Genomic DNA, 23,939 nt, shown 5'->3' with positions numbered 1-23,939 from the left:
CCTTCACTGGCGGCAACGGCGTCAGCTACAGCGGCTTCGTCAATGGCGAGGATGTCGGCGTGCTTGGCGGCACGCTGGTCTACGGTGGTAGCGCACAGGGCGCGGTCAACGCCGGCAACTATGACCTCAGCGTCAGCGGCCTGAGCGCCGACAACTACGCCATCAGCTACACCACAGGTGGCCTGAATGTCGGTAAGGCCCAAGCTACCATCACCGCCAATAGCGGTCAGGTGACCTACAACGGCCAACAGCAGAGCATTACCGGCTTCACCGCCAGCGGTTTGGTCAACGGTGAAACAGCAACCGTGCTCAGCGGTATCAGCACCACCGGCGGCGCTGGGACAAGGCCGCGCTCACCGTAACCGCCAACGACGCCAGCAAGACTTACGATGGCCTCGCCTTCACTGGCGGCAACGGCGTCAGCTACAGCGGCTTCGTCAATGGCGAGGATGTCGGCGTGCTTGGCGGCACGCTGGTCTACGGTGGTAGTGCGCAGGGTGCGGTCAACAACGGCAGTTACGCTATCAGCACCAATGGCCTGACCTCCGGCAACTACGCCATTACCTTCATAGACGGCACCCTGACCATCAGCGGCCAATCCCAGGGCCAGCCGAGCAACCCGGCGGCAGAAATACCTCAGGCCTACACCGATATTCTCGCTGCCATTCAACGCGACGCTGATAGCGAGGCGAGTACTCCCTCACTCAACCCGGACGAACTGTATCGAATCGCCGATAGCGGCATCCGACTACCGGAGGGCCTTGACGGCGCGTCGCGAGGCAATTGATCGCAGCATCATCCCACCACCCCGAATCTGACGGATCACCACCGATGGTGACCGTCAGCAGCCTTTCCCCTGGCGCCTGCTGCGGCGTAGAATCGAGGTATTTCCCGCCAGGCATCCTCCGGCGGGCCTGTGAGCCCTGGCCGCGCGAACGGTGATCCCGTCTCGTCATGCAGCCCACGACACGCGGTGACCTGCCGCCCACGACGCTCACCGCCTACATAACCGAATTAGCCGCAGGATCATCGTCATGCCTGACTACCGCTCGAAGACCTCCACCCACGGCCGCAACATGGCCGGCGCCCGTGCCCTGTGGCGCGCCACTGGGATGAAGGACGAAGACTTCAAGAAACCGATCATCGCCATCGCCAACTCCTTCACCCAGTTCGTGCCGGGCCATGTGCATCTGAAGGACCTGGGCCAACTGGTCGCCCGCGAGATCGAGAAGCACGGCGGCGTGGCCAAGGAATTCAACACCATCGCCGTCGACGACGGCATCGCCATGGGCCACGACGGCATGCTCTATTCGCTGCCGAGCCGCGAGATCATCGCCGACTCCGTGGAGTACATGGTCAACGCCCACTGCGCCGATGCCATCGTCTGCATCAGCAACTGCGACAAGATCACCCCCGGCATGCTGATGGCCGCCCTGCGCCTGAACATCCCGGTGGTGTTCGTTTCCGGCGGCCCGATGGAAGCCGGCAAGACCAAGCTGGCCAACCATGGCCTGGATCTGGTCGACGCGATGGTGATTGCCGCCGACTCCAGCGCCTCCGACGAGAAGGTCGCCGAGTACGAGCGCAGCGCCTGCCCGACCTGCGGCAGCTGCTCCGGCATGTTCACCGCCAACTCGATGAACTGCCTGGTCGAAGCCCTGGGTCTGGCGCTGCCAGGCAACGGTTCGACCCTGGCCACCCACAGCGATCGTGAACAGCTGTTCCTGCGCGCCGGTCGCCTGGCCGTCGAACTCTGCCAACGCTACTACGGCGAAGGCGACGAGTCGGTGCTGCCGCGCAACGTCGCCAACTTCAAGGCGTTCGAAAACGCCATGACCCTGGACATCGCCATGGGCGGCTCGACCAACACCATCCTGCACTTGCTGGCTGCTGCCCAGGAAGCGGAGATCGCCTTCGACCTGCGCGACATCGATCGCCTGTCGCGCAAGGTGCCGCAGCTGTGCAAAGTCGCGCCGAACATCCAGAAGTACCACATGGAAGACGTGCACCGCGCCGGCGGCATCTTCTCCATTCTCGGCGAGCTGGCACGTGGCGGCCTGCTGCACACCGACGCCCACACCGTGCACAGCCCGAACATGGCCGAAGCCATCGCCCAATGGGATATCACCCAGACCCAGGACGAGGCGGTTCATCACTTCTTCAAGGCAGGCCCGGCCGGAATCCCCAGCCAGACCGCGTTCAGCCAGAGCACCCGCTGGGACAGCCTGGATGACGACCGCGAGAATGGTTGCATTCGTAGCGTCGAGCACGCTTATTCCCAAGAGGGTGGACTTGCGGTGCTGTACGGCAACATCGCCCTCGATGGCTGCGTGGTCAAAACTGCGGGCGTGGACGAATCCATCCACGTCTTCGAAGGCACCGCCAAGGTCTTCGAAAGCCAGGACAGCGCGGTCAAGGGCATCCTCGCCGACGAAGTGAAGGAAGGTGACATCGTCATCATCCGCTACGAAGGTCCGAAAGGCGGCCCGGGCATGCAGGAGATGCTCTATCCGACCAGCTACCTGAAGTCCAAGGGACTGGGCAAGGCCTGCGCCCTGCTCACCGACGGTCGTTTCTCCGGCGGTACCAGCGGCCTGTCCATCGGCCACGCTTCGCCGGAAGCTGCCGCAGGCGGCGCCATCGGCCTGGTACAGGACGGTGACAAAGTACTGATCGACATCCCCAACCGCAGCATCAACCTGCTGGTGAGCGATGACGAACTGGCCACCCGCCGCGCCGAGCAGGACAAGAAAGGCTGGAAGCCGGCCGCACCGCGCACCCGCAAGGTGACCACCGCGCTCAAGGCCTACGCCCTACTCGCCACCAGCGCCGACAAGGGCGCGGTGCGCAACAAGGCCATGCTGGACGGCTGATTCGTCAACCTTGCTACAGCAAAAGCCCGGCCTGGTTTGCCGGGCTTTTTGTTGACGGAAGGTTTTGCATCTGGCGCTGATCATCAGCAAGCTGGCTCCTGCACCCATGCTCAGGAGCTCATCATGCGTATCGGCCTGATCGCAGACACTCACAATCTGCTGCGCCCCGAAGCGCTAGCTCTGTTGCGAGGCGTCGACCATCTGATCCATGCCGGCGATATCGGCGGGCCGCACATCCTGGCCGAGCTGGAGCGCATCGCACCACTGTCGGTGGTACGCGGCAACAATGATCAGGACAGTTGGGCCGACGCCATCCCCGAGCGTCTGACGCTACGCTTGGGCGCCATCACCCTGCATGTGCTGCACGACCTCAAGCAACTGAATATCGACCCGACTGAGCAAAGCATCGACGTGGTAATCGCCGGTCACTCGCACAAGCCGCTGCACGAAGAGCGCAACGGCGTGCTCTACCTCAACCCCGGCAGCGCCGGGCCACGGCGCTTCAAGCTGCCCGTCGGCGTTGGCATCCTGCATATCGACGGCCAGAAGGTCCGGGCCGAGCTGATCACGCTACAGGTCTGATACCTGCCCTTGGGTGGACGACGCTTCATCCGTCCACCGCCATACCAACCCAATGTGGACAAAACAGCATTGTCCACCCTACGCGCTACACGCTGATGCCAACCGTAGGGTGGACGACGCTTCATCCGTCCACCGCCCTACCAACCGATCGGCGACTGCGAATGGCCCAGGTGCGCACGGCGCACCCTACCCTTGAAAAACGCCCCCATCGAGTCCATCTAGGCTGGTACAGCCTTTTCCCCGCCTGATGGAGAACCCCATGACCCTCGACGAGCTCAACGCCATTGCCGGCGTGACCGCCAAACCCGACGTCGCCACCGCCGACTTCGTCTACAACCACACCATGATCCGCGTGAAGGACCTGCAGAAATCCCTGGATTTCTACACCCGCGTGCTGGGCTTCACCTTGCTGGAGAAGAAGGACTTCCCCGACGCCGAGTTCAGTCTGTACTTCCTCGCCTTGATCAACGACAAGTCACAAATCCCGGCTGACTCGGCGGCCCGCCATCAGTGGCGCAAGTCGATTCCCGGCGTACTGGAGCTGACCTACAACTACGGCACCGAGAAAGACCCGGAATTTTCCTACCACAGCGGCAACAGCGACCCGCGCGGCTTCGGTCACCTGTGCGTATCGGTGCCGGATATCAAGGCGGCCTGCCAGCGCTTCGAAGACCTCGGCGTGGATTTCCAGAAACGCCTCACCGACGGCCGCATGCGTGACATCGCCTTCATCAAGGACCCGGACGGTTACTGGGTCGAGATCATCCAGTTCACCGAAGTGATCTGATTCTCGCGCCCGCAAAAACCGACGAGGGGCTGCCTCCTGAGAGACAGCCCCTCGTTCGTTGACGGGCTCAACTGACGCCGACGTAACGGTCTGCGCGGTGATTGATCGCCAGCACCAGATTGAGCATCACCGCCCCCAGCACCGAGAGCAGCACCTTGTCTGGCGACACCACGAAGATCGCCGCCAGAACGATGCTCGCGTCGATGGCCATCTGCACGGCCCCCGCACGGAAACCGAAGCGCTCCTGCATGTACAGCGCGAGAATGTTCACCCCACCCAGGCTGGCGCGGTGGCGGAACAGCATGAGCAAACCCAGCCCCATGGCGGCACCACCGAACAGCGCGGCATAGAGGGCGCTGAGGTGGGCGAAGGCGACCCACTGCGGCGTCAGCTCCGCCAGCAGCGAAACCAGCAATACCGCGCAGCCCGTGCGCAAGGTGAAACCCCAGCCCATGCGCCAGATGCCGAGTAGATAGAACGGCAGATTGACCAGACAAAACACCAGGCCGAACGACCAGCCGGCCTGATAGTTGGCCAGAAAGGCGATGCCGACAGTGCCACCCGTCAACAACCCCGCATGGGCGTAGAAGGCGATGCCCAGCGCCACCAGAGCGGTGCCGAACAGCAGGGCCAGAGCATCTTCCCAGAGTGGATGGCGCACGAAGAGTGCAGCGACGGCGTTCAGTTGCTCGTCGTCGGGCGATTGCTCAGACATGTAAAAACCTGCATCAGGATGCACGAAAGAAAATTACGGCAGAGGCAAGGCAGTGGCCATCACCGCGCGCTGGGAAATCTGGCGGCAGAGATGGCCGAAAAGCTCGGTAGGGTTATGCGCCGCGGCGCTCCCACACTTCGAAGGCGTAGAACGGTGTCTCGGGCGAAGCCGGGTGCTCGACGCTGGAGGTCATGCGCCATGTAGCCTCGTCGACCTCGGGAAAGAAGGCATCGCCTTCGGGGTCGAGGCCGACACGCGTCAGGTACAAGCGATCAGCCTGGGCCAGGCCCAGCTCATAGAGCTGCGCGCCGCCAATCAGCATCAGTTCCTCGGCATTCTCTTCACGCGCCCAGGCGTCGGCTCGTTCGATGGCCTCTTCCAGCGTCGCGAATACCTCGGCCCCTTCCAGGGCCAGGCCCGCCTGGCGGCTGACCACGATATTGAGCCGGCCGGGCAACGGCCGACCGAGCGAATCCCAGGTCTTGCGCCCCATGATGATCGGCTTGCCGAGCGTCAGTGCCTTGAAATGCTTGAGGTCCGCCGGCAGATGCCAGGGCAGCTGATTGTCACGACCAATCACGCGGTTGTGCGCGAGCGCGGCGATCAGGGAAAGAGGTAGAGTCGTTTTCATGGCCGTGAGCATAACAGAGCACCCAGCGGCCTCGCAGCCCACCCGTGGCCGAAGCAACGCTGTCGTCGTATCGTCACATTCGCCGTAGCAGGCTAGCGGCTGAACTTACGAGCAAGGAGCTAGCGTCATGTCGAAATCACTCTCCGCCTGGATATTGGGCGTCACACTGCTGCCACTGTCGGTCTTCGCCAGCCCGGCTCTGGACAACGTCCAGGCCGCCATTGATTGGGCCCAGCAGCAACCCAGCGCCAAGCAACACCAGACCCGGGACACCAAGGCTCCACTGGTGATCGCCCACCGGGGCGCCAGTGGTTACGCGCCTGAGCACACCCTGGCCGCCTACGCGCTGGCCGCCTTGCAAGGCGCCGACTACATCGAGCCCGACCTGGTGATGACCCGCGACGGCCAACTGGTCGCCCGTCACGACAATGAACTGGGGTTGACCACCGATGTGGCGCAGCGCCCCGAGTTCGCTGACCGCAAACGCACCCAGAGCGTCGACGGACGCAGCCTGGAAGGCTGGTTCAGCGAAGACTTTACCCTGGCCGAGCTGAAAACCCTGCGCGCCATCGAGCGCATCCCGCAGCAACGGCCGGGCAATACCCGCTTCGATGGCCAGTTCGAGATTCCTACCTTGCAAGAGGTCATCGATCTGGTGAAACGGCTGGAAGCACTCCAGCAACGAACCATCGGGTTGTACCCGGAAACCAAGCACCCCACCCACTTCCAGCAACTCGACCTGGCCATGGAAAAACCGCTGCTGGCGGTGCTCGAACGCAACGGCTATGACAGCGCCGACGCGCCCGTTTTCATTCAGTCCTTCGAAGTGGACAACCTCAAGATTCTGAGCAAGCTGACCCCAATCCGCCTGGTGCAGCTGCTGTGGATAGAGGGCCAACCCTACGATCAGCAAGTGCTTGGCAGTGACCTTGGCTATCACCAGATGATCACGCCAGAAGGCCTGCAAAGCATCGCCAGTTACGCCGCCGGCATCGGTCCGGAGAAAGGCATGATCATCCCGCGTGATGCCGCCGGCAACCTGACCGTGCCGACCAGCCTGGTACGTGACGCCCATGCTGCCGGGCTCAAGGTGCATCCCTACACCTTCCGCGCCGAGAATGCTTTCCTGCCCACCAGCCTGCGCAGTGGCGACGTACCAAGCAATCGCGGCGACATCGACGCCGAGCTGCGTACCTTCCTCGCCACCGGCATCGACGGCCTGTTCATCGACCAACCGGACATCGCCGTGCGCTTGCGCCAGCAGCGCTGATTCGCACCGAGGCGGATCAGGGGTTATCCTCAACCCCTGATCCGAACGACGAGACGCCGCGTGACAGACGCCTCCTCCCCAACGCCCTTGCAACGCCTCTGGCTCAGCGAGACCATTCGCCTGCGCGAGGAACACGCCGGCCCGCTCGAAGACGCCGAAGCCAATCGCCTGGCCCGTGCCGAGCAGGTTGACCTGGCCGAGCGCATCCAGCATCGCGCCGTGCATCTGGCCCGTCGAGATGGTCAGTGGCAGGCGCTGCTGCACTGGCTGCAGGGCGCACGCCTGGCCGGCCTGCTGCTGGCGCTGTTGGCCCTGCTCAGCGGCTTCGGTCTGGCTCTGGCCGCGTTGGGTGACGGGCGCCAACCCGTCAACGTGTTCTGGGCGCTGGGCAGCCTCCTCGGGCTAAACCTGCTGATGCTGTTTGGCTGGCTGTTGGGCCTGCTGCTGACCCGCGACCATCCTGGCGCGCTCGGTCGCCTGTGGCTGTGGCTCAGTGAAAAACTGGCGCGCGATGCCAGCGCCGCGCAACTGGCCCCGGCCCTGCTGCTGATGCTGCAACGCCAGCGCCTGACCCGCTGGGGCCTGGGTCTGATGGTCAACGGCCTGTGGACGCTGGCCATGCTCGCGGCACTGGTCACCCTGCTGTTGCTGCTCGCCACGCGTCGCTACGGCTTCGTCTGGGAAACCACCATTCTCGCTGGCGACACCTTCATCGCCCTGACCCAAGCCATCGGCGCCCTGCCCGCCCTGCTCGGCTTCAGCCTGCCGGACATCGACGTCATTCGCGCCAGCGGCGACGCCGCCATCGCCAGCGAAGCGGCGCGGCAGAGCTGGGCCGGCTGGCTGATCGGTGTGCTGCTGGTCTACGGCCTGCTGCCACGCTTGCTGCTGGCGCTGCTGTGCCTGTGGCGCTGGCAATCCGTAAAAGGCGCGCTGCGCCTGGATCTCGACCTGCCGGGCTACAGCCTGCTGCGCCAGCGCCTGCAACCGGACAGCGAGCGTCTCGGCATCTGCGACCTGCCCCCCGCCGCCCTGCATCAGCCGCAAGGCGGCGTCAGCGCCCAAGCCGGCAGTGGCGCGCTGCTGCTCGGCATCGAACTGGATGAGCGTCGCCCCTGGCCGCCGATGCCGCTGCCAAAGGGTGTGGCGGATGCCGGTGTGGTCGACAGCCGCGAACAACGCCGCCAGTTGCTCGAACAACTGACCCGCTTCCCACCCGAGCGCCTGGGCATCGCCTGCGACCCGCGCCGCTCGCCGGATCGCGGCACCCTGGCGCTGCTCGGCGAACTGGCGCGTTGCGCGAGTGCCACACGCATCTGGCTGCTACCGCCCGCCCCAGGTGAAAGCCTGGACAGCGCACGCCTGGCGGACTGGCACCAGGCAATCGCCAGCCTGGGGCTGCAGCATGACGATACGGCGCCATTGAGCTGGTTGGAGACAGGACATGACTGAACGCGTTCGCCGTAGGGTGGATGACGCTTTTCTCATCCACCATCCTCCCCGGTGGATGGGTGAAGCGTCATCCACCCTACGCTTCCCAACTGCCGTAGCCCGGATGCAATCCGGGAACAAGATGTCGGGGGCTGCCTCATGAGCCAACCACTGAAGCTCGCCCTGGTCGGCCACACCAACGTCGGCAAGACCTCGCTGCTGCGCACTCTGACCCGTGACGTGGAGTTCGGCGAAGTCTCACCGCGCGCCAGCACCACGCGCCATGTCGAGGGTGCGCGCCTGTCGGTAGATGGCCAGGCGTTGCTGGAGCTGTACGACACCCCCGGCCTGGAGGATGCCATCGCCCTGCTCGACTACCTGGAGCGCCTCGACCGCCCCGGCGAGCGGCTGGACGGCCCGGCACGTCTGGCGCGTTTTCTCGAAGGCAGCGAAGCCCGCCAGCGCTACGAACAGGAAGCCAAGGTACTGCGCCAGCTCATGGCCTCCGACGCCGGGCTGTACGTGATCGACGTGCGCGAGCCGGTGCTGGCCAAGTATCGAGACGAACTGGCGGTGCTCAACATGTGCGGCAGACCCTTGCTGCCGGTGCTCAACTTCGTCGCCAGCACCAGCCATCGTGAAAGCGAGTGGCGCGAAGCCCTGGCCCGCCTTGGCCTGCATGCGCTGGTGGCGTTCGACAGCGTGGCGCCAGCCGAAGATGGAGAACGCCGTCTGTACGAAAGCCTGGCCCTGTTGCTGGAGCGTTCACGCCCGCAGCTGCAACGACTGATCGAGGATCATGAAGCGCAGCGCCTAGCCCGTCGCCAGGCCGGCAACCGCCTGATCGCCGAACTGCTGATCGACTGCGCCGCCTGCCGCCGCAGCGTCGCCGCCCAGCCGGTGCTGGAACAGGGCGCCATTACCGAGCTACGCGATGCGATTCGCCAACGCGAGCAACGTTGCGTCGAGGCCCTATTGCGCCTGTACGCCTTCCGCAGCGGCGATGCCAAGGCGGCCGACCTGCCGCTGCTCGATGGCCGTTGGGGCGACGACCTGTTCAACCCGGAAACGCTGAAGCAACTGGGCATCAAGGTCGGCGGCGGCATGGCGGCCGGCGCCGCCACTGGCGTCGGTGTCGACCTGCTGGTCGGCGGCCTCACCCTGGGCGCCGCCGCTGCACTGGGCGCCGTGATCGGCGGCAGCGCGCAGACCCTGCGCAATTATGGAGAAAGGCTGAAAGGAAAATTGAAAGGCCAGCGCGAGCTGACCATCGACGATGCCGTGCTGCGCCTTCTCGCCCTGCGTCAGCAGCAGCTGCTGGCCGCCTTGGACGTACGCGGACACGCCGCGATGGACGCCATCACCCTCAGCGCCCCGCAGGAAACCCTGTGGCGCCAGGACAAGCTACCCGCCCCGCTGAACGTGGCACGCGCCCATCCCGAATGGTCGTCACTGAATCCAGGCGCGCGCCTGCAAGACGCCGAGCGCGCGCAGCAGGTGGAGCGCCTAAGCGGCGACCTCTCCATAAAATCGGTGGGCTAAAGCCCACCCTACAACCAGCACCGATACCCTGTAGGGTGGGCTTCAGCCCACCAATTGCACCTATCCACCACCCCACCGCCAACCCACAATCCCCGCTACTCCCCAAACTTTCCCTCGCCATCATCCCGGCCACCCCAATCTGCCGGCAGTAGCCCACGCGCGACATATCGATGGAAACTCGAATAAGGCAAGTCACCGACCTGGGTCACCAGGCCGTGCTTTACCGGGTTGAAATGGATGTAATCGACATGCCGTGCGAGATCATCCTCATCACGTATGCGGTGCTCCCAAAAGCGCCGCTGCCAGATGCCTTTCTCACGCCTTCTGGATTTGCTGGCGCTGGCGGTAGCGCGCGCGAGAACTGGCTTTTGATCAATGCCCAGCGCTAGGAGTAGTCGCGGTCATCCTCAGGCAGTTCCCATATGGCATGTAGATGGTCGGACAAGACGCAGATGGCGACGGTCTTGAAAGGCATACGCTTGCTGGCCTTGACGTAGACCTGGCGCAACAGCGCAATTTCGTCCACCAACAAGCTGGACCGACGATCAGCGAGGGTGACCGTGAAGAAGTAGGTTGCACCGGCAATCCGTTCGCGGCGGTAGTTGGGCATGGGCAATCCTTTGCCTGTTGGGTGTCGGTGAAGGGGCCGGCGGCAACGGATTGGCGAATCGGTGGGCTGAAGCCCACCCTACAAGAAACGCCGCTCGGCCCACCCTACATCCTAGTAGCGCTTCGTGACGCTGCCAGACCGTAGGGTGGTTTCATACCGTAGGGTGGGCTTTAGCCCACCAGAGCCCACCCACTTCCATCTCAGACGGCCACCGGCGCCTTGATATGCGGGTGTGCTTCGTAACCGACCAGTTCGAAGTCCTCGAACTTGAAGGCCAGCAGGTCCTTCACCTCGGGGTTTAGCTTCATGGTCGGCAACGGCAGCGGCTGGCGCGTCAGCTGCAGGTCGGTCTGCTCGATATGGTTGGCGTACAGGTGGCAGTCGCCGCCGGTCCAGATGAACTCGCCAGGCTGCAGGTCGCAGACCTGCGCCACCATCAGCGTCAGCAGCGCGTAGCTGGCGATATTGAAGGGCACGCCGAGGAAGATGTCAGCCGAGCGCTGATAGAGCTGGCAGCTCAGCTTGCCGTCCGCCACGTAGAACTGGAACAGCGCGTGGCACGGCGGCAGCGCCATCTGCTCGACCAGCGCCGGGTTCCAGGCCGAGACGATCAGGCGACGGGAGTCCGGGTTCTTCCTGATCATCTCGATCAACTTGGCGATCTGGTCGATGGACTCGCCATTGGGCGCCGGCCAGCTGCGCCACTGGTAGCCGTAGACCGGGCCGAGGTCGCCGTTCTCGTCGGCCCACTCGTCCCAGATGCTGACGCCGTTGTCCTTGAGGTACTTGATGTTGGTGTCGCCCTGCAGGAACCAGAGCAGCTCGTGAATGATCGAGCGCAGGTGGCACTTCTTGGTGGTGACGATGGGGAAGCCATCGGCCAGGTCGAAGCGCATCTGGTAGCCGAACACGCTGTAGGTGCCGGTGCCGGTGCGGTCTTCCTTGAAGGTGCCGTGCTCACGCACATGGCGCATCAGCTCGAGGTACTGTTTCATCAGACGGCTCCTTTTACGGGCTGGCGCTTGTAGGCGTAGGCGATCAGGCCCAGGCCGGCGAGAATCATCGGTATGCAGAGGACCTGCCCCATGGTCAGCCAGCCCCAGGCCAGATAGCCGAGTTGGGCGTCCGGCACGCGAACGAATTCGACGATGAAGCGGAATACACCGTAGCAAGCGGCGAACATGCCGGAAACGGCCATGGTCGGACGCGGTTTGCGCGAATAGAACCAGAGGATGGTGAACAGTGCGACGCCTTCCAGGGCGAACTGGTACAGCTGCGACGGGTGGCGCGCCAGTTGCTGGGGGTCGGTGGGGAAGATCATTGCCCAGGGCACGTCGGTGGCCTTGCCCCACAGCTCGGCATTGATGAAGTTGCCAATGCGCCCGGCACCCAGGCCAATCGGCACCAGTGGCGCGATGAAGTCCATCAGTTCGAAGAAGCTCTTGCCGTTGCGCTTGCCGAACCACCAGGTCGCCAGCATTACCCCGATCAGGCCGCCATGGAAGGACATGCCGCCCTCCCAAACCCGCAGGATCTTCGCCGGCTCGGCGATGTAGGCAGCAAAGTCATAGAAGAAGACGTAGCCCAGGCGCCCGCCGAGAATCACCCCCATGGCCACCCAGAACACCAGATCGGAAAGCTTCTCCTTGTTCCAGGTCGCGTCGAAACGCTCAAGCCGGCGCGAGGCCAGCCACCAGGCACCGCCGATACCGACCAGATACATCAGGCCGTACCAATGGATTTTCAGGGGACCGAGGGCGATGGCCACCGGGTCGATCTGCGGATAAGGCAGCATCCAGGACTCCTTAGATGAAAAAACTCAGGCCCACGCTGAACAGCAGCAGGGCAAACAGACGCTTGAGCAACAGTGGCGACAGGCGATGAGCCAGGCGCGCACCAAAACGGGCAAAGAACATGCTGGTCAGGGCTATCCCCAGCAATGCCGGGAGATACACGAAACCGACGCTCCATTGCGGCAGACTCGGATTCCCCCAGCCGGTAAACATGAAACTCAGCGCACCGGCGATGGCGATCGGCAAACCACAGGCCGCCGAGGTTGCCACCGCCTGCTGGATCGGCACGCTGCGCCAGACCAGAAAGGGCACGGTCAGCGAACCACCGCCAATCCCGAAGATCGCCGACGCCCAACCGATCACCCCGCCGGCTACTGTCAGCGTCGGCTTGCCTGGGACACCGAGACTGGCCTTGGGTTTCAGGTCCAGCGCCATCTGCGCGGCAACGATGATGGCGAACGTACCGATGATCTTCTGCAGCAGCGGCCCCTGTATCAGCGACGCGGTCATAGCCCCCAGCGCGGCACCGAGCACAATACCCAGGGTCAACCAGCGAAACAGTGGCCAGCGCACCGCGCCCTTGCGATGGTGCTCGAGCAGCGAATTGATCGAGGTAAAGACGATGGTCGCCAGGGACGTTCCCACCGCCAGGTGAGTGAGGATTTCCGTTGCCATACCCTGGGAGGTGAAGCTCAGCACCAGCACCGGCACGATGATCAGACCGCCGCCCACGCCGAACAGACCCGCCAGCACACCGGCAGCCGAACCCAGCACCAGGTAGAGCAGCAGTTCCATCGACACCCCCAAAAACAAAGCGGCATGGTAGCGGAAATGCCCCCCCAACGGCACACGGATCGACGGAACGGTTGCCGCACCGGGCGCAGCTCGCTAGCCTGCCAGACTCCGTCAGTGGAGGAATGCGCATGTGCCTGATCGTCTTCGCCTGGCAGCCCGAAAGCCCAACGGTGCTGCGCCTGGCGGCCAATCGCGACGAGTTTTACGCCCGCCCCAGCGCAGCACTTTGCCAATGGCCGGATGCACCCGGCGTATTCGCCGGTCGCGATCTGCAGGCTGGGGGCACCTGGCTCGGTGTTACCGCACAAGGGCGCTTCGCGGCACTGACCAATATCCGCGACCCGCAGCAAAAAGCCGGCCCGCGCTCACGCGGCGCGCTGACGGCCGACTACCTGCTGGGCCAGGACTCGGCACCGGCCTATCTCGACCGAATCATGCGCGACGCCAAAGAGCATGCCGGCTTCAACCTGCTTTTGGGCGACCGCCATCAGCTCTGGCATTTCAACTCGCAGGAAGGCCTGCCTCGGCAATTGCGCAGCGGCATTTATGGCATGTCCAACGCCAGCCTCGACACGCCCTGGCCGAAGCTGCTGCGTGCCAGAAATGCCCTGAGCGACAGGGTCGAGCTCGAAGATGAAGCGCTACTGGAGCTGCTGAGCGACAGCCACCTGCCGGCCGATCACCAACTGCCGGACACCGGCGTCGGGCTGGCGACGGAGCGCCTACTGTCGAGTATTTTCATTACCACGGCCACCTATGGCACCCGCGCCAGCACGGTACTGAACCTTGGCCGGGATGGGCACTGGAACATCACTGAGCGCAGCTTCGGCCCGCAGGGTGCCCTGTTGGGCGAGGTCACCTTGCGCGGGTAGCCCGGATGCAATCCGGGGCAACGCCGATGATGGGATAAACCCCCTGAGCTCGACCCTACAGGCGAATCAGGCCTGGATATTGGACGCAGGGTTGATCACCCGCCCGAGCCCCAGATTGCGCAGTGCCAGGTGCAGGGTGCTGTAGATCAGGTGCGGGTTATCCATGGTCATCACCTGGCCGAGCAGTTCCTTGGCCTTGCTCTGGGTGACCTGGCGCAGCAGCCATTTCACCTTGGGCAGGTTGGTGGCGTTCATCGACAGCGAATCGAAGCCCATCGCCAGCAGCAACACGGCAGCCGCCGGGTCACCGGCCATCTCGCCGCAGATGCTCACTGGCTTGCCTTCGAGATGCGCGTCGTTGACCACCTTCTGCAAGGCCTGCAGCACCGCCGGGTGGAGGAAGTCGTAGAGATCCGCCACGCGCGGGTTGTTGCGGTCGACCGCCAACAGGTATTGGGTCAGGTCATTGGAGCCGACCGAGAGGAAGTCCACCTGACGCGCCAGTTCACGGGTCTGATAAACAGCTGCCGGGATCTCGATCATCACGCCGATAGGCGGCAGCGGCACGTCAGTGCCTTCGTCACGCACCTCGCCCCAGGCACGGTGAATCAGGTGCAGCGCCTCTTCCAGCTCCTGCGTGCCGGAAATCATCGGCAGCAGGATGCGCAGGTTGTCCAGCCCCTCGCTGGCCTTGAGCATGGCGCGGGTCTGCACCAGGAAGATTTCCGGGTGATCGAGGGTCACGCGAATGCCGCGCCAACCCAGGAAGGGATTCTCTTCCTTGATCGGGAAGTAGGACAGCGACTTGTCGCCGCCGATATCCAGGGTGCGCATGGTCACCGGCAGAGGGTGGAAGGCCTGCAACTGCTCGCGATAGGTGGCGAGTTGTTCCTTCTCGCTGGGGAAGCGCTCATTGATCATGAACGGCACTTCGGTGCGGTACAGGCCGACGCCTTCGGCGCCACGCTGCTGAGCGCGCGCAACATCGGCGAGCAGGCCGGTGTTGACCCACAGCGGCATGCGGTGACCATCGAGGGTCTCGCAGGGCAACGCGCGCAGGGCATCGAGCCCTTCGGTGAGCTGGCGCTCCTCCTCGACCACTTCGGCGTACTGCTTGCTCAGCAGCTCGCTGGGGTTGGTGAAGACTTCGCCGTGGTAGCCGTCGACGATCAGCTTGATGCCGTCGATCTTCGAGTACGGCAGGTCGACCACGCCCATGACGGTGGGGATACCCATGGCGCGGGCGAAAATCGCCACGTGGGAGTTGCCCGAGCCGGTCACCGAGATCAGGCCGACCAGCTTGCCTTCCGGCACTTCACCGAGCATCGCCGGTGACAACTCCTCGCTGACCAGGATGGTGTTATCCGGGTAGACCAGCGTGGTCTTGCGCTCTTCCTGCAGGTAGGCAAGCAGGCGCCGGCCAAGGTCGCGCACGTCGGAGGCGCGCTCGCGCAGGTAAGCGTCATCCATCAGCTCGAAACGATTGACGTGGTCGAGCACCACCTGGCGCAAGGCGCCCTGTGCCCACTGGCCGGTACGGATGACCTTGCGCACCTCGTTACCCAGTGCGGCGTCCTCGAGCATCATCAGGTAGACGTCAAACAGCGCGCGCTCTTCCTTGCGTAGCTGAGTGGCGAGCTTCTCGGACAGCTCCTGCATGTCCTCGCGCACCCAGCCGAGCGCCTTGTCGAACAGCTCCAGCTCGGCAGCGATGTCATCGACACTGCGGTCTGGAACTACATTCAAATCGGCCGGGGGCAGCACCACGACAGCGGTACCGACCGCTGCCCCCGGCGCACCCGGCACGCCGACGAATTTGGCCTCCTGCACGCCCTTGCCCTGGCGACCGAGCCCCCGAATCGAGCCAGTCGCCTCGGCATGGGCGATCACGCCAGCGAGCTGCGCGCTCATGGTGACCAGGAAGGCTTCCTCGCCTTCATCGAACTGGCGGCGCTCCTTCTGCTGCACCACCAGAACGCCCATCACCCGCCGGTGGTGGATGATCGGCGCACCGAGGAAGGAGGCATAGCGCTCCTCGCCGGTCTCGGCGAAGTAGCGATAACGGGGATGGCTGGCGGCATCTTCGAGGTTCAGCGGTTCTTCACGGCTACCGACCAGGCCGACCAGACCCTCGCTGGGCGCCATGCTGACTTTGCCGATGGAGCGCTTGTTGAGACCGTCGGTGGCCATCAGCACGAAGCGATTGGTTTCCGGGTCGAGCAGGTAGACCGAGCAGACCTGGCTGCCCATCGCTTCCTTGACCCGCTGCACGATGATCGACAGCGCCGCCTTGAGATCCTTGGCGGCGTTTACTTCCTGGACGATCTTGCGCAGCGTATTGAGCATGCTCGATTGGGGTCCGTATCAGTCGCGCACTATCAGGCGCGGGGCAAGTTCCTTGAGCGCGCGGCGGTAGACCTCGCGCTTGAATGTGACCACCTGGCCCAGCGGGTACCAGTAGCTGACCCAGCGCCAGCCGTCGAATTCGGGCTTGCCGGTCAGGTCCATGCGTACACGGTCTTCAGCCCCCGTCAGGCGCAGCAGAAACCACTTCTGCTTCTGCCCGATGCACAGCGGCTGGCTGTGCGTGCGCACCAGACGCTGCGGCAAACGATAACGCAACCAGCCGCGGGTGCAGGCGAGGATCTTCACATCCTGCTCTTCGAGCCCGACCTCTTCATTCAGTTCACGGTAAAGCGCCTCTTCCGGCGATTCGCGATCATTGATGCCACCCTGGGGAAACTGCCACGCATCCTGGTTGATACGCCTGGCCCAGAGCACCTGGCCGACATCATTGGTCAGGATGATGCCGACATTCGGGCGGAAACCATCAGAATCGATCACGGCAAGCAACCTCGTACACGCAAGTTCCGGCATTGTTCCACAAAGCCGGCGGCAGCAGCAACGCGGGTTTAGGCGCTGTTTGAAAGCCCCGGCAAAGCGGCTATTCTGGCGCGCCTTCCCTTTCTACAGAACAGGTAACGAACCGTGCGCTTGGCCCTTTTCGATCTCGACAACACCCTGCTGGCTGGCGACAGCGATCACAGCTGGGGCGAATTCGTCTGCCAGCGCGGCCTGGTCGACGCGGCCGAGTACCTGGCGCGCAACGATGCCTTCTATGCCGACTACTGCGCCGGCAAACTGGACGTGGTGGCCTACCAGAATTTCAGCCAGGCCATTCTGGGTCGCAGTGAAATGGCGCAACTGGCGCAGTGGCACCGCGAGTTCATGGCCGAGGTGATCGAGCCGATCATCCTGGCCAAGGGCGAGGCACTGCTGGCCGAGCACCGCGCCGCTGGCGACAAGCTGGTGATCATCACCGCCACCAACCGCTTCGTCACCGCGCCCATCGCCGAGCGCCTGGGCGTGGAAACGCTGATCGCCACCGAATGCGGCATGCAGGACGGCCGCTATACCGGGCAGATCGCCGGCACGCCATGCTACCAGGGCGGCAAGGTGACGCGCCTGAACGAGTGGTTGGCAGAGACGGGGTACAACCTCGATGGCGCCTACTTCTACAGCGACTCGCGCAATGACCTGCCGCTGCTGGAGGCCGTGGCCAATCCGGTGGCGGTCGACCCGGACGAGGTGCTGCGCGCCACCGCCACCGAACGCGGCTGGCCGGTGATTTCACTGCGCTGAGATGACGTAGGGTGCGCCGTGCGCACCAAGGTCCACCTCGTCAATGGTCGGTGCGCACGGCCTGGGCGGCCCCGCGACACCCTACGAAGGCTTGGCAGTCGAGATGCATCGAACCACAGGCCCTCTCCCGCCCTTCGGGCACCCTCTCCCAGAGGGAGAGGGTCAGCAGAAGCCGCTCTGCGGCAGCTTCAGGCAGGCTTGGCGCCCATCAGCGCCATGATGGCGATCAGCAGCGCCAGAATCAGCCCTGCATGGATCAGGCACAGACGCTTCAGCGCCGTCGACGCCGGCGTATCGCCCAGCGCACGCCAGACCGCCAGACGACCGGCCAGCAGCAAACCCAGCAGCATCATCAGCGCATAGAGAATGCTGCCCAGCAACAGCCAGGTCTGCCCCAGCGGCCAGCCGACGGTGTCCACCAGCCAGTAGCCGGTAACCGGCAGGCTAAGCGCCAGCACGGCGAATGCCGGGAAGCTGAACAGCAGGGTCACGCGCAGCTTGCGCGCCAGCACGGCGGCATCGCCACCGCGCTGCGCCTTGAACAGCATGACGCCATGGGCGATCAGGCCGAGCAGCAGCAACACGCCCGGGGCGCTGTGGAGGATGCGAACCAGCAGATAATGTTCCATCGAGGCTTCCTTTGTTGTCAGGCGGTTTCATAGGGCGGGAGCAACCCGCCAGCGCGCACTGGCGGGCTACACGCCCTGCGGTTCGAAGGCAGTGCTCAGCCCAGAAACAGGCTATAGGCGGGATTTTCGCTCTCATCCCAGTAGGGGTAACCGATGGCGTCCAACGCCGCCGGCACCAGATGACGTTCGTCCGCCGGCACCTGCAACGCTGCCAGTACGCGACCATCGGCAGCGCCGTGATTGCGGTAATGGAACATCGAGATGTTCCAGCGCCCGCCCAGTTTCTGCAGGAAGTTGAACAGCGCCCCCGGCCGCTCGGGAAATTCGAAACGCAGCACCATCTCGTCACCGACACCCGCGGCATGGCCACCGACCATATGACGGATATGCAACTTGGCCAGTTCGTTATCGGTCAGGTCCAGCACCGGAAAGCCCTGCGCGCGCAGCCCTTCGACCAGCGCCTGGCGCGGGTCGTTTTCCGGGTGGGTCTGCACGCCGACGAAGATGTGCGCTTCGCGATCGGTGTGATAGCGATAGTTGAATTCGGTGATCTGGCGCTTGCCCACCGCCTCGCAGAAGGCCTTGAAGCTGCCTGGCTGCTCGGGAATGGTCACGGCGATGATCGCCTCGCGCTTCTCGCCCAGCTCGGCGCGCTCGGCCACATGGCGCAGGCGGTCGAAGTTGACGTTGGCGCCGGAATCGATGCCCACCAGCACTTCACCGTTGGCGCCCTGACGCTCGACGTACTTCTTGATCCCAGCCACGGCCAGCGCGCCGGCCGGCTCGGTGATCGAACGGGTATCGTCGTAGATATCCTTGATCGCTGCGCAGATTTCGTCGGTGCTGACGGTGATCACCTCGTCGACGTGATCCTTGCAGATGTCGAAGGTGTGCTGGCCGATCTGCGCCACCGCCACGCCGTCGGCGAACAACCCGACTGTCGGCAGCACCACGCGTTCGCCAGCCGCCATGGCGGCCTGCAGGCAGTTGGAATCGTCCGGCTCGACGCCAATCACCTTGATTTCCGGGCGCAGGTATTTGACGTACGCCGCGATGCCGGCGATCAGACCGCCGCCACCGACCGGCACGAAGATGGCATCGATATGGCCCTGATGCTGACGCAGCACCTCCATGGCCACAGTGCCCTGGCCGGCGATCACCAACGGATCATCGTACGGGTGAATGTAGGTGTAGCCCTTCTCTTCAACCAGCTTCAGCGAATGCGCCAGCGCCTCGGGGAAGGCGTCGCCGTGCAGCACCACCTTGCCGCCTCGCGAGCGAACGCCCTGCACTTTCAGCTCAGGCGTGGTGCGTGGCATGACGATGGTCGCCTTCACCCCCAGATGCTTGGCCGCCAGGGCCAGGCCCTGCGCGTGGTTGCCGGCCGAGGCGGTGACCACGCCACGCGCCAGTTCTTCGGCGGGCAGTTGCGCCAGCTTGTTGTAGGCGCCGCGAATCTTGAACGAGTACACCGGCTGCAGATCTTCGCGCTTGAGCAGAATCTGGCTACCCAGCCGCTCACTGAGCTGACGGGCAGGTTGCAGCGGGGTTTCCACCGCGACGTCATAGACGCGCGAGGTGAGGATCTTCTTCACGTACTGTTCGAGCATGGCGATTTCGCAGGCAGTCGGGCTTTGAGAGGACTGCCGAGTCTACCCCAGCGCCGCGTTGGACGACCATACGAAACACGTGGGTTCTGCCCCGTCAGCACGTCACTTGCGGCTATAATTCGCGCCTACTTCCTACACCTTCCCAGGCATTCTCCCGCGATGAACCAGGATCAGCTGAAACAGGCCGTGGCCCAGGCCGCCGTCGACCACATTCTCCCGCGCCTCGACAGCAAGAGCATCGTCGGCGTCGGCACCGGCTCCACCGCCAACTTCTTCATCGACGCGCTGGCCAAGCACAAGATGGACTTCGATGGCGCCGTCGCCAGCTCCGAAGCCACAGCCGCACGCCTGAAGGGCCATGGCATCCCGGTCTACGACCTCAACAGCACCGCCGAGCTGGAGTTCTATGTCGACGGCGCCGACGAGAGCGACGAGCGTCTGCACCTGATCAAAGGCGGCGGCGCGGCGCTGACTCGCGAGAAGATCGTTGCCGCCGTGGCCAAGACCTTCATCTGCATCGCCGACGCCAGCAAGCTGGTGCCGGTACTGGGCGCCTTCCCGCTGCCGGTGGAAGTCATCCCCATGGCGCGCAGCCATGTCGCCCGCGAGCTGGTGAAGCTGGGCGGCGACCCGGTGTATCGCGAAGGCGTGCTGACCGACAACGGCAACGTCATCCTCGACGTGCACAACCTGTCGATCACCGACCCGGTGAAGCTGGAAGCGGACATCAACGCCATCGTCGGCGTGGTCACCAATGGCCTGTTCGCCGCTCGCCCGGCAGACCTGCTGTTGCTCGGAACTGCCGAAGGCGTGAAAACGCTCAAGCGCTGAATCTGACCGGCATATCTTGTGGGAGGCGCTTCAGCGGCGATTGTCGCGGCTTAAGCCCCTCCCACAGAGTCCGTTGTTCCACCCACTCTGGTTTGCGCAGTCGGTAGCCCGAATGCAATCCGAGCCTCCTGCGATTCGCCATGCGCACCGGAAACGGCAGGTGCGCTTGTCCAACCCTACTCCAACAGGCGGCGCAGCTCCTCGCTTATCGGCATGGGTTGAAAGGCACTGACCCGCGCCCGCCCAGTGTTGCCTATGGGCACCCAGATGCGCGAGAACAGCAGCGCCGCCAGGATGCGCGGCATTTGCCCAAGCACCTCGCGCACATCCCCTTGTTGCCAGCCGGCCCACAGCATCAAGCAATGTGAACGTGCATGCAGCGATGGGCGACGCTGAGTAAGGATGTGCGCCCGCTCCAGCCAGACCATCGCTTCGGCGCTACGGCGGGCACGCAGTTCCTGTTGCGCCTGAGCGAAAGCCTCGTCGATGGCGACTTGCAGTTCCATGTTCATATCGCCTTCCTTCATTTGCGCAACAAGCGCAGGCCGCTGAACACCACCATCAGGCTCACGCCCATGTCGGCGAACACGGCCATCCACATGGTCGCCTCGCCCACCAGGGTCATGCCCAGGAAAACGGCCTTGATCCCCAGTGCCAGGACGATGTTCTGCAGGAGAATGGCGTGGGTCTGCCGCGACAGGCGAACGAAGGCCGGAATCTTGCGCAGATCGTCGTCCATCAATGCCACGTCGGCCGTCTCGATGGCGGTGTCGGTGCCGGCGGCGCCCATGGCAAAGCCGATCTCGGCCTTGGCCAGAGCCGGCGCATCGTTGATGCCATCACCGACCATCCCGACCACCTTGCCGCGTGCCTGACGCGCCTCGACCCAGGCCAGCTTGTCGGCTGGCAACAGGTCGCCACGTGCTTCGTCGACACCAACCTGTTCGGCGATGGCCGCGGCGGTATGGGCGTTGTCACCGCTGAGCATGAAGGTACGCACACCCAGTTCGTGAAGTTCGGCGACCGCCTCGCGGCTGGTCTGGCGCACCGTGTCGGCCACGGCGAAGAGCATCAGCGCGCGCTGTTCGTCGCACAGCACCACCACGCTCTTGCCCTGGCGTTCCAGTGCCTCGAGGCGCTGCTCCAGTTGCGCCGAGCACAGCCCGAGTTCTTCGACCAGGCGGTGGTTACCTATATGGAGAAGCGTGCCCTCGATCCGACCTTTGCTACCCCGCCCGGGCAGCGCCTCGAAATCCTCGACAGCGTGCAACGCCTGCCCCTGCTCTTCGGCACGCTGGGCCAACGCCCTGGAAACCGGGTGATCCGAGCGCGCGGCCAGGCTCGCCGCCCAAGCGGCGTGCAGCGGTTCATCCACGTCCAGCAAGTGGAGGCTGTCGGTCTGCACCGGTTTGCCATGGGTCAGCGTGCCGGTCTTGTCCAGCGCCAGCAGGGCCAGATGTCGCCCGTTCTCCAGATAGACGCCGCCCTTGATCAGGATGCCCTTGCGGGCGGCGGCCGCCAGGCCGCTGACGATGGTAACCGGCGTAGAAATCACCAACGCACAGGGGCAAGCCACCACCAGCAGCACCAGGGCGCGGTAGACCCAGTCGAGCCAGGTGCCACCGATGACCAGCGGCGGCAGCACGGCCACCGCCAGAGCGAAGGCGAAGACCGCCGGGGTATAGATGCGCGAGAACTGATCGACGAAACGCTGGGTCGGTGCACGCGAGCCCTGCGCCTCCTCCACCGCATGAATGATGCGCGCCAGCGTGGTGTCACGTGCTGCCGCGCTTACGCGAAACTCCAGCGAGCCCGCCTCGTTGATGGTGCCAGCGAACACCGAGTCGCCCACACGTTTTTCCACCGGCAGGCTTTCTCCGGTGATCGGCGCCTGATTCACCGTCGACAAGCCGCCGACCACCTCACCATCGAGGCTGATGCGCTCACCAGGACGCACCCGCACCACCGCGCCCAGACCGATGGCCTGCACGTCGACCTCCTGCCAACTGCCATCAACCTGCTGCACGGTGGCGCGCGGCGGCGCCAGATCCATCAGCCCGCGTATGGCGTTACGCGCCCGATCCAGCGAGCGCGCCTCGATCAACTCGGCCAGGGTGAACAGCACCATCACCATCGCCGCTTCCGGCCACTGGCCGATCAGCACTGCGCCGGTCACGGCGATGCTCATCAGAGCATTGATATTGAGGTTGCGGTTCTTCAGGGCGATCCAGCCCTTTTTGTAGGTGTTCAACCCGCACATCAGGATGGCAGCAATGGCCAGTAGCGCCACCAGCCAGTCCGGGCCGAGCCCGGTGAAATGCACGACTTCCGAAGCGGTTGCCACCCCACCCGCCAGCGCCAGCGGCCACCAGGGCTTTTTCTCAGGCACGACGACCGGCTGCTGAGCAGCACCCTCGTCCTCCACCTGGGGGGTGAAGCCCAATGCGCGGATGGCCGGCAGCACCTGCGCCAGCATGCCCTCGTCATGACTCACGGTCAGCACGCGCTGCAGCAGATTGAAATGCAGACCGGCCACGCCAGGCAGGCGACCCAGCGCGTCGCGAATCAGGCGCTCTTCCGTGGGGCAATCCATCTGCTCGATGCGAATGCGGGTATTGCGCGCGCCCGTCAGCGCGGCGTCCGCTGGTTGCGCCACGGCCTCGTGATTGTGTCCAGTGTGATCGTGGACATGCTCAGGGTGAGCAGGTGACTGTTGGCGCGAGTGATCGCAGCAGTGGCTCATGGCCAATCTCCGTCAGGTGTCTATTGCCGAGTACACACCCTGTAGTCACTATAGGGTCAAGCATCCACGGAGCGATCCCATGAAAATCGGAGAACTGGCGAAAAAGGCCGGCTGCCAGGTAGAGACCGTACGCTACTACGAACGCGAAGGCCTGCTGCCGGCGCCCGCACGCAGCGAAGGCAACTACCGCCTTTACGGCGCACAGCACCTGGAACGTCTGGTGTTCATCCGCAATTGCCGGACGCTGGACATGACCCTGGAAGAGATTCAACGACTGCTGGCCCTGCGCGACCTGCCCCAAGAGAGCTGCGCCGGCATCAACAGCCTGGTGGACGAACATATCGAGCATGTTCAGGCGCGCATCGACAGCCTGCAGGCGCTACGCGCGCAACTCACCGAGTTGCGTGACCGTTGCAACGGCCCCAAGCAGGCGGAAGACTGCGGCATCCTGCGCCAGCTCAACGTCAGCGGCGGCGTGCAGCCACTACCGGACGATGGCCATACCCATGTCGGCAAGAGCCATTCGCATTGATGGTCTACGCTTGCTGAACATCGCTGCGGCATACCGCCGGGCGCTCAGGGA

At 64.2% G+C, this 23,939-nt stretch carries 21 protein-coding genes and 3 pseudogenes; 12 read left to right on the top strand and 12 right to left on the bottom strand.

The window, feature by feature from the left end; translation table 11 throughout:
* Positions 1–5: 5 nt before the first annotated feature.
* The 5 genes and pseudogenes from INS93_RS12850 to gloA form a co-directional block, all read left to right on the top strand.
* Positions 6–362, top strand: a pseudogene (locus tag INS93_RS12850) (MBG domain-containing protein); the annotation flags it as partial.
* Between the two features lie 50 nt (positions 363–412).
* A pseudogene (locus INS93_RS12845) lies at positions 413–787 on the top strand (MBG domain-containing protein); the annotation flags it as partial.
* Between the two features lie 247 nt (positions 788–1,034).
* Complete coding sequence (gene ilvD / locus INS93_RS12840; RefSeq protein WP_192982499.1) at positions 1,035–2,873, top strand: dihydroxy-acid dehydratase; 1,839 nt, start codon at positions 1,035–1,037, stop codon at positions 2,871–2,873.
* A gap of 123 nt (positions 2,874–2,996) precedes the next feature.
* Positions 2,997–3,455, top strand: a complete 459-nt coding sequence (locus tag INS93_RS12835) for a metallophosphoesterase family protein (RefSeq protein ID WP_192982496.1) — start codon at positions 2,997–2,999, stop codon at positions 3,453–3,455.
* Positions 3,456–3,714: 259 nt separating this feature from the next.
* Positions 3,715–4,242 carry a lactoylglutathione lyase gene (gene gloA / locus INS93_RS12830; RefSeq protein ID WP_192982493.1) on the top strand — a complete coding sequence of 176 codons (528 nt, stop codon included), beginning with the start codon at positions 3,715–3,717 and terminating at the stop codon, positions 4,240–4,242.
* A 67-nt stretch (positions 4,243–4,309) separates the two neighbouring features.
* Here the strand turns inward: gloA and INS93_RS12825 are convergent, their stop codons facing one another.
* Both INS93_RS12825 and INS93_RS12820 read right to left on the bottom strand, forming a co-directional pair.
* Complete coding sequence (locus INS93_RS12825; RefSeq protein ID WP_192982489.1) at positions 4,310–4,957, bottom strand: YitT family protein; 648 nt, start codon at positions 4,955–4,957, stop codon at positions 4,310–4,312.
* Positions 4,958–5,069: 112 nt separating this feature from the next.
* Positions 5,070–5,600: a dihydrofolate reductase gene (locus INS93_RS12820; protein WP_192982487.1), complete on the bottom strand. Its 531-nt coding sequence runs from the start codon at positions 5,598–5,600 to the stop codon at positions 5,070–5,072.
* A 115-nt stretch (positions 5,601–5,715) separates the two neighbouring features.
* On the opposite strand from INS93_RS12820, the gene INS93_RS12815 reads away from it, so the two are divergent.
* The 3 genes from INS93_RS12815 (at position 5,716) to INS93_RS12805 (ending at position 9,831) form a co-directional block, all read left to right on the top strand.
* On the top strand, positions 5,716–6,858 hold the full coding sequence (locus INS93_RS12815; RefSeq protein ID WP_192982484.1) for a glycerophosphodiester phosphodiesterase: 1,143 nt from the start codon (positions 5,716–5,718) through the stop codon (positions 6,856–6,858).
* A 60-nt stretch (positions 6,859–6,918) separates the two neighbouring features.
* Positions 6,919–8,310 (top strand): DUF2868 domain-containing protein, encoded by a 1,392-nt coding sequence (locus INS93_RS12810; protein WP_192982482.1) that lies wholly within the window; start codon positions 6,919–6,921, stop codon positions 8,308–8,310.
* Positions 8,311–8,448: 138 nt separating this feature from the next.
* Entirely contained in the window at positions 8,449–9,831 is a 1,383-nt protein-coding gene (locus tag INS93_RS12805) for a GTPase/DUF3482 domain-containing protein (RefSeq protein WP_192982479.1), read from the top strand.
* Between the two features lie 95 nt (positions 9,832–9,926).
* On the opposite strand, the pseudogene INS93_RS12800 reads toward INS93_RS12805, so the two are convergent.
* The 4 genes and pseudogenes from INS93_RS12800 to INS93_RS12785 all read right to left on the bottom strand — a co-directional run bounded on the left by INS93_RS12800 (position 9,927) and on the right by INS93_RS12785 (position 13,029).
* Positions 9,927–10,441 (bottom strand): annotated as a pseudogene (locus INS93_RS12800) (REP-associated tyrosine transposase).
* A 200-nt stretch (positions 10,442–10,641) separates the two neighbouring features.
* The gene (locus INS93_RS12795) at positions 10,642–11,436 is read right to left on the bottom strand and encodes a thymidylate synthase (protein WP_192982476.1); all 795 of its coding nucleotides are present in this window, start codon (positions 11,434–11,436) and stop codon (positions 10,642–10,644) included.
* Entirely contained in the window at positions 11,436–12,236 is an 801-nt protein-coding gene (gene lgt, locus INS93_RS12790) for a prolipoprotein diacylglyceryl transferase (protein ID WP_192982473.1), read from the bottom strand. The genes INS93_RS12795 and lgt overlap by 1 nt, the downstream gene beginning before the upstream one ends.
* A 10-nt stretch (positions 12,237–12,246) precedes the next feature.
* A complete protein-coding gene (locus INS93_RS12785) occupies positions 12,247–13,029 on the bottom strand; it encodes a sulfite exporter TauE/SafE family protein (RefSeq protein ID WP_192982470.1) in 783 nt (260 codons plus the stop codon).
* A 128-nt stretch (positions 13,030–13,157) separates the two neighbouring features.
* Here INS93_RS12785 and INS93_RS12780 point away from each other — a divergent pair, with 128 nt between their 5' ends.
* The gene (locus tag INS93_RS12780) at positions 13,158–13,901 is read left to right on the top strand and encodes an NRDE family protein (protein WP_192982467.1); all 744 of its coding nucleotides are present in this window, start codon (positions 13,158–13,160) and stop codon (positions 13,899–13,901) included.
* A 66-nt stretch (positions 13,902–13,967) separates the two neighbouring features.
* On the opposite strand, the gene ptsP is transcribed toward INS93_RS12780, so the two are convergent.
* Together ptsP and INS93_RS12770 are read right to left on the bottom strand one after the other, a co-directional pair.
* Positions 13,968–16,247, bottom strand: coding sequence for a phosphoenolpyruvate--protein phosphotransferase (ptsP, locus tag INS93_RS12775; protein ID WP_046493394.1), 2,280 nt, complete (start codon positions 16,245–16,247; stop codon positions 13,968–13,970).
* 18 nt (positions 16,248–16,265) lie between these two features.
* Positions 16,266–16,745 (bottom strand): RNA pyrophosphohydrolase, encoded by a 480-nt coding sequence (locus INS93_RS12770; protein ID WP_004373919.1) that lies wholly within the window; start codon positions 16,743–16,745, stop codon positions 16,266–16,268.
* 144 nt (positions 16,746–16,889) lie between these two features.
* Between INS93_RS12770 and INS93_RS12765 the strand changes: the two genes are divergently transcribed.
* On the top strand, positions 16,890–17,543 hold the full coding sequence (locus tag INS93_RS12765; protein WP_160020102.1) for an HAD family hydrolase: 654 nt from the start codon (positions 16,890–16,892) through the stop codon (positions 17,541–17,543).
* 188 nt (positions 17,544–17,731) lie between these two features.
* On the opposite strand, the gene INS93_RS12760 is transcribed toward INS93_RS12765, so the two are convergent.
* The gene (locus tag INS93_RS12760; protein ID WP_192982464.1) at positions 17,732–18,172 is read right to left on the bottom strand and encodes a DUF2269 family protein; all 441 of its coding nucleotides are present in this window, start codon (positions 18,170–18,172) and stop codon (positions 17,732–17,734) included.
* A 95-nt stretch (positions 18,173–18,267) separates the two neighbouring features.
* Positions 18,268–19,782: a threonine ammonia-lyase, biosynthetic gene (gene ilvA / locus INS93_RS12755; protein WP_046493388.1), complete on the bottom strand. Its 1,515-nt coding sequence runs from the start codon at positions 19,780–19,782 to the stop codon at positions 18,268–18,270.
* Positions 19,783–19,941: 159 nt separating this feature from the next.
* Between ilvA and rpiA the strand changes: the two genes are divergently transcribed.
* Positions 19,942–20,613, top strand: coding sequence for a ribose-5-phosphate isomerase RpiA (gene rpiA / locus INS93_RS12750; protein ID WP_017675919.1), 672 nt, complete (start codon positions 19,942–19,944; stop codon positions 20,611–20,613).
* 176 nt (positions 20,614–20,789) lie between these two features.
* On the opposite strand, the gene INS93_RS12745 is transcribed toward rpiA, so the two are convergent.
* On the bottom strand, positions 20,790–21,125 hold the full coding sequence (locus INS93_RS12745; protein ID WP_192982461.1) for a DUF3703 domain-containing protein: 336 nt from the start codon (positions 21,123–21,125) through the stop codon (positions 20,790–20,792).
* An 11-nt stretch (positions 21,126–21,136) separates the two neighbouring features.
* The gene (locus INS93_RS12740; protein WP_192982457.1) at positions 21,137–23,356 is read right to left on the bottom strand and encodes a heavy metal translocating P-type ATPase; all 2,220 of its coding nucleotides are present in this window, start codon (positions 23,354–23,356) and stop codon (positions 21,137–21,139) included.
* Positions 23,357–23,435: 79 nt separating this feature from the next.
* Between INS93_RS12740 and cadR the strand changes: the two genes are divergently transcribed.
* A complete protein-coding gene (cadR, locus tag INS93_RS12735; RefSeq protein ID WP_192982454.1) occupies positions 23,436–23,888 on the top strand; it encodes a Cd(II)/Pb(II)-responsive transcriptional regulator in 453 nt (150 codons plus the stop codon).
* The last annotated feature ends 51 nt before the right edge of the window (positions 23,889–23,939 follow it).

Origin of the sequence: Pseudomonas sp. EggHat1 (genome assembly GCF_014892995.1) — a bacterium.
Taxonomy (GTDB): Bacteria; Pseudomonadota; Gammaproteobacteria; order Pseudomonadales; family Pseudomonadaceae; genus Aquipseudomonas; species Aquipseudomonas chaetocerotis.
The sequence above is the reverse complement of the archived record's forward strand: the minus strand, read 5'-3'. Positions and strand labels throughout refer to the sequence as shown.

Coding starts and splice junctions, on each gene's coding strand:
- INS93_RS12760 (WP_192982464.1), bottom strand. CDS start 18,172: ATGGAACATTATCTGCTGGTTCGCATCCTCCACAGCGCCCCGGGCGTG.
- ilvD (WP_192982499.1), top strand. CDS start 1,035: ATGCCTGACTACCGCTCGAAGACCTCCACCCACGGCCGCAACATGGCC.
- INS93_RS12795 (WP_192982476.1), bottom strand. CDS start 11,436: ATGAAACAGTACCTCGAGCTGATGCGCCATGTGCGTGAGCACGGCACC.
- gloA (WP_192982493.1), top strand. CDS start 3,715: ATGACCCTCGACGAGCTCAACGCCATTGCCGGCGTGACCGCCAAACCC.
- INS93_RS12780 (WP_192982467.1), top strand. CDS start 13,158: ATGTGCCTGATCGTCTTCGCCTGGCAGCCCGAAAGCCCAACGGTGCTG.
- INS93_RS12835 (WP_192982496.1), top strand. CDS start 2,997: ATGCGTATCGGCCTGATCGCAGACACTCACAATCTGCTGCGCCCCGAA.
- ptsP (WP_046493394.1), bottom strand. CDS start 16,247: ATGCTCAATACGCTGCGCAAGATCGTCCAGGAAGTAAACGCCGCCAAG.
- INS93_RS12785 (WP_192982470.1), bottom strand. CDS start 13,029: ATGGAACTGCTGCTCTACCTGGTGCTGGGTTCGGCTGCCGGTGTGCTG.
- INS93_RS12805 (WP_192982479.1), top strand. CDS start 8,449: ATGAGCCAACCACTGAAGCTCGCCCTGGTCGGCCACACCAACGTCGGC.
- INS93_RS12740 (WP_192982457.1), bottom strand. CDS start 23,356: ATGAGCCACTGCTGCGATCACTCGCGCCAACAGTCACCTGCTCACCCT.
- rpiA (WP_017675919.1), top strand. CDS start 19,942: ATGAACCAGGATCAGCTGAAACAGGCCGTGGCCCAGGCCGCCGTCGAC.
- INS93_RS12815 (WP_192982484.1), top strand. CDS start 5,716: ATGTCGAAATCACTCTCCGCCTGGATATTGGGCGTCACACTGCTGCCA.
- lgt (WP_192982473.1), bottom strand. CDS start 12,236: ATGCTGCCTTATCCGCAGATCGACCCGGTGGCCATCGCCCTCGGTCCC.
- INS93_RS12745 (WP_192982461.1), bottom strand. CDS start 21,125: ATGAACATGGAACTGCAAGTCGCCATCGACGAGGCTTTCGCTCAGGCG.
- cadR (WP_192982454.1), top strand. CDS start 23,436: ATGAAAATCGGAGAACTGGCGAAAAAGGCCGGCTGCCAGGTAGAGACC.
- INS93_RS12820 (WP_192982487.1), bottom strand. CDS start 5,600: ATGCTCACGGCCATGAAAACGACTCTACCTCTTTCCCTGATCGCCGCG.
- INS93_RS12825 (WP_192982489.1), bottom strand. CDS start 4,957: ATGTCTGAGCAATCGCCCGACGACGAGCAACTGAACGCCGTCGCTGCA.
- ilvA (WP_046493388.1), bottom strand. CDS start 19,782: ATGCTCGAACAGTACGTGAAGAAGATCCTCACCTCGCGCGTCTATGAC.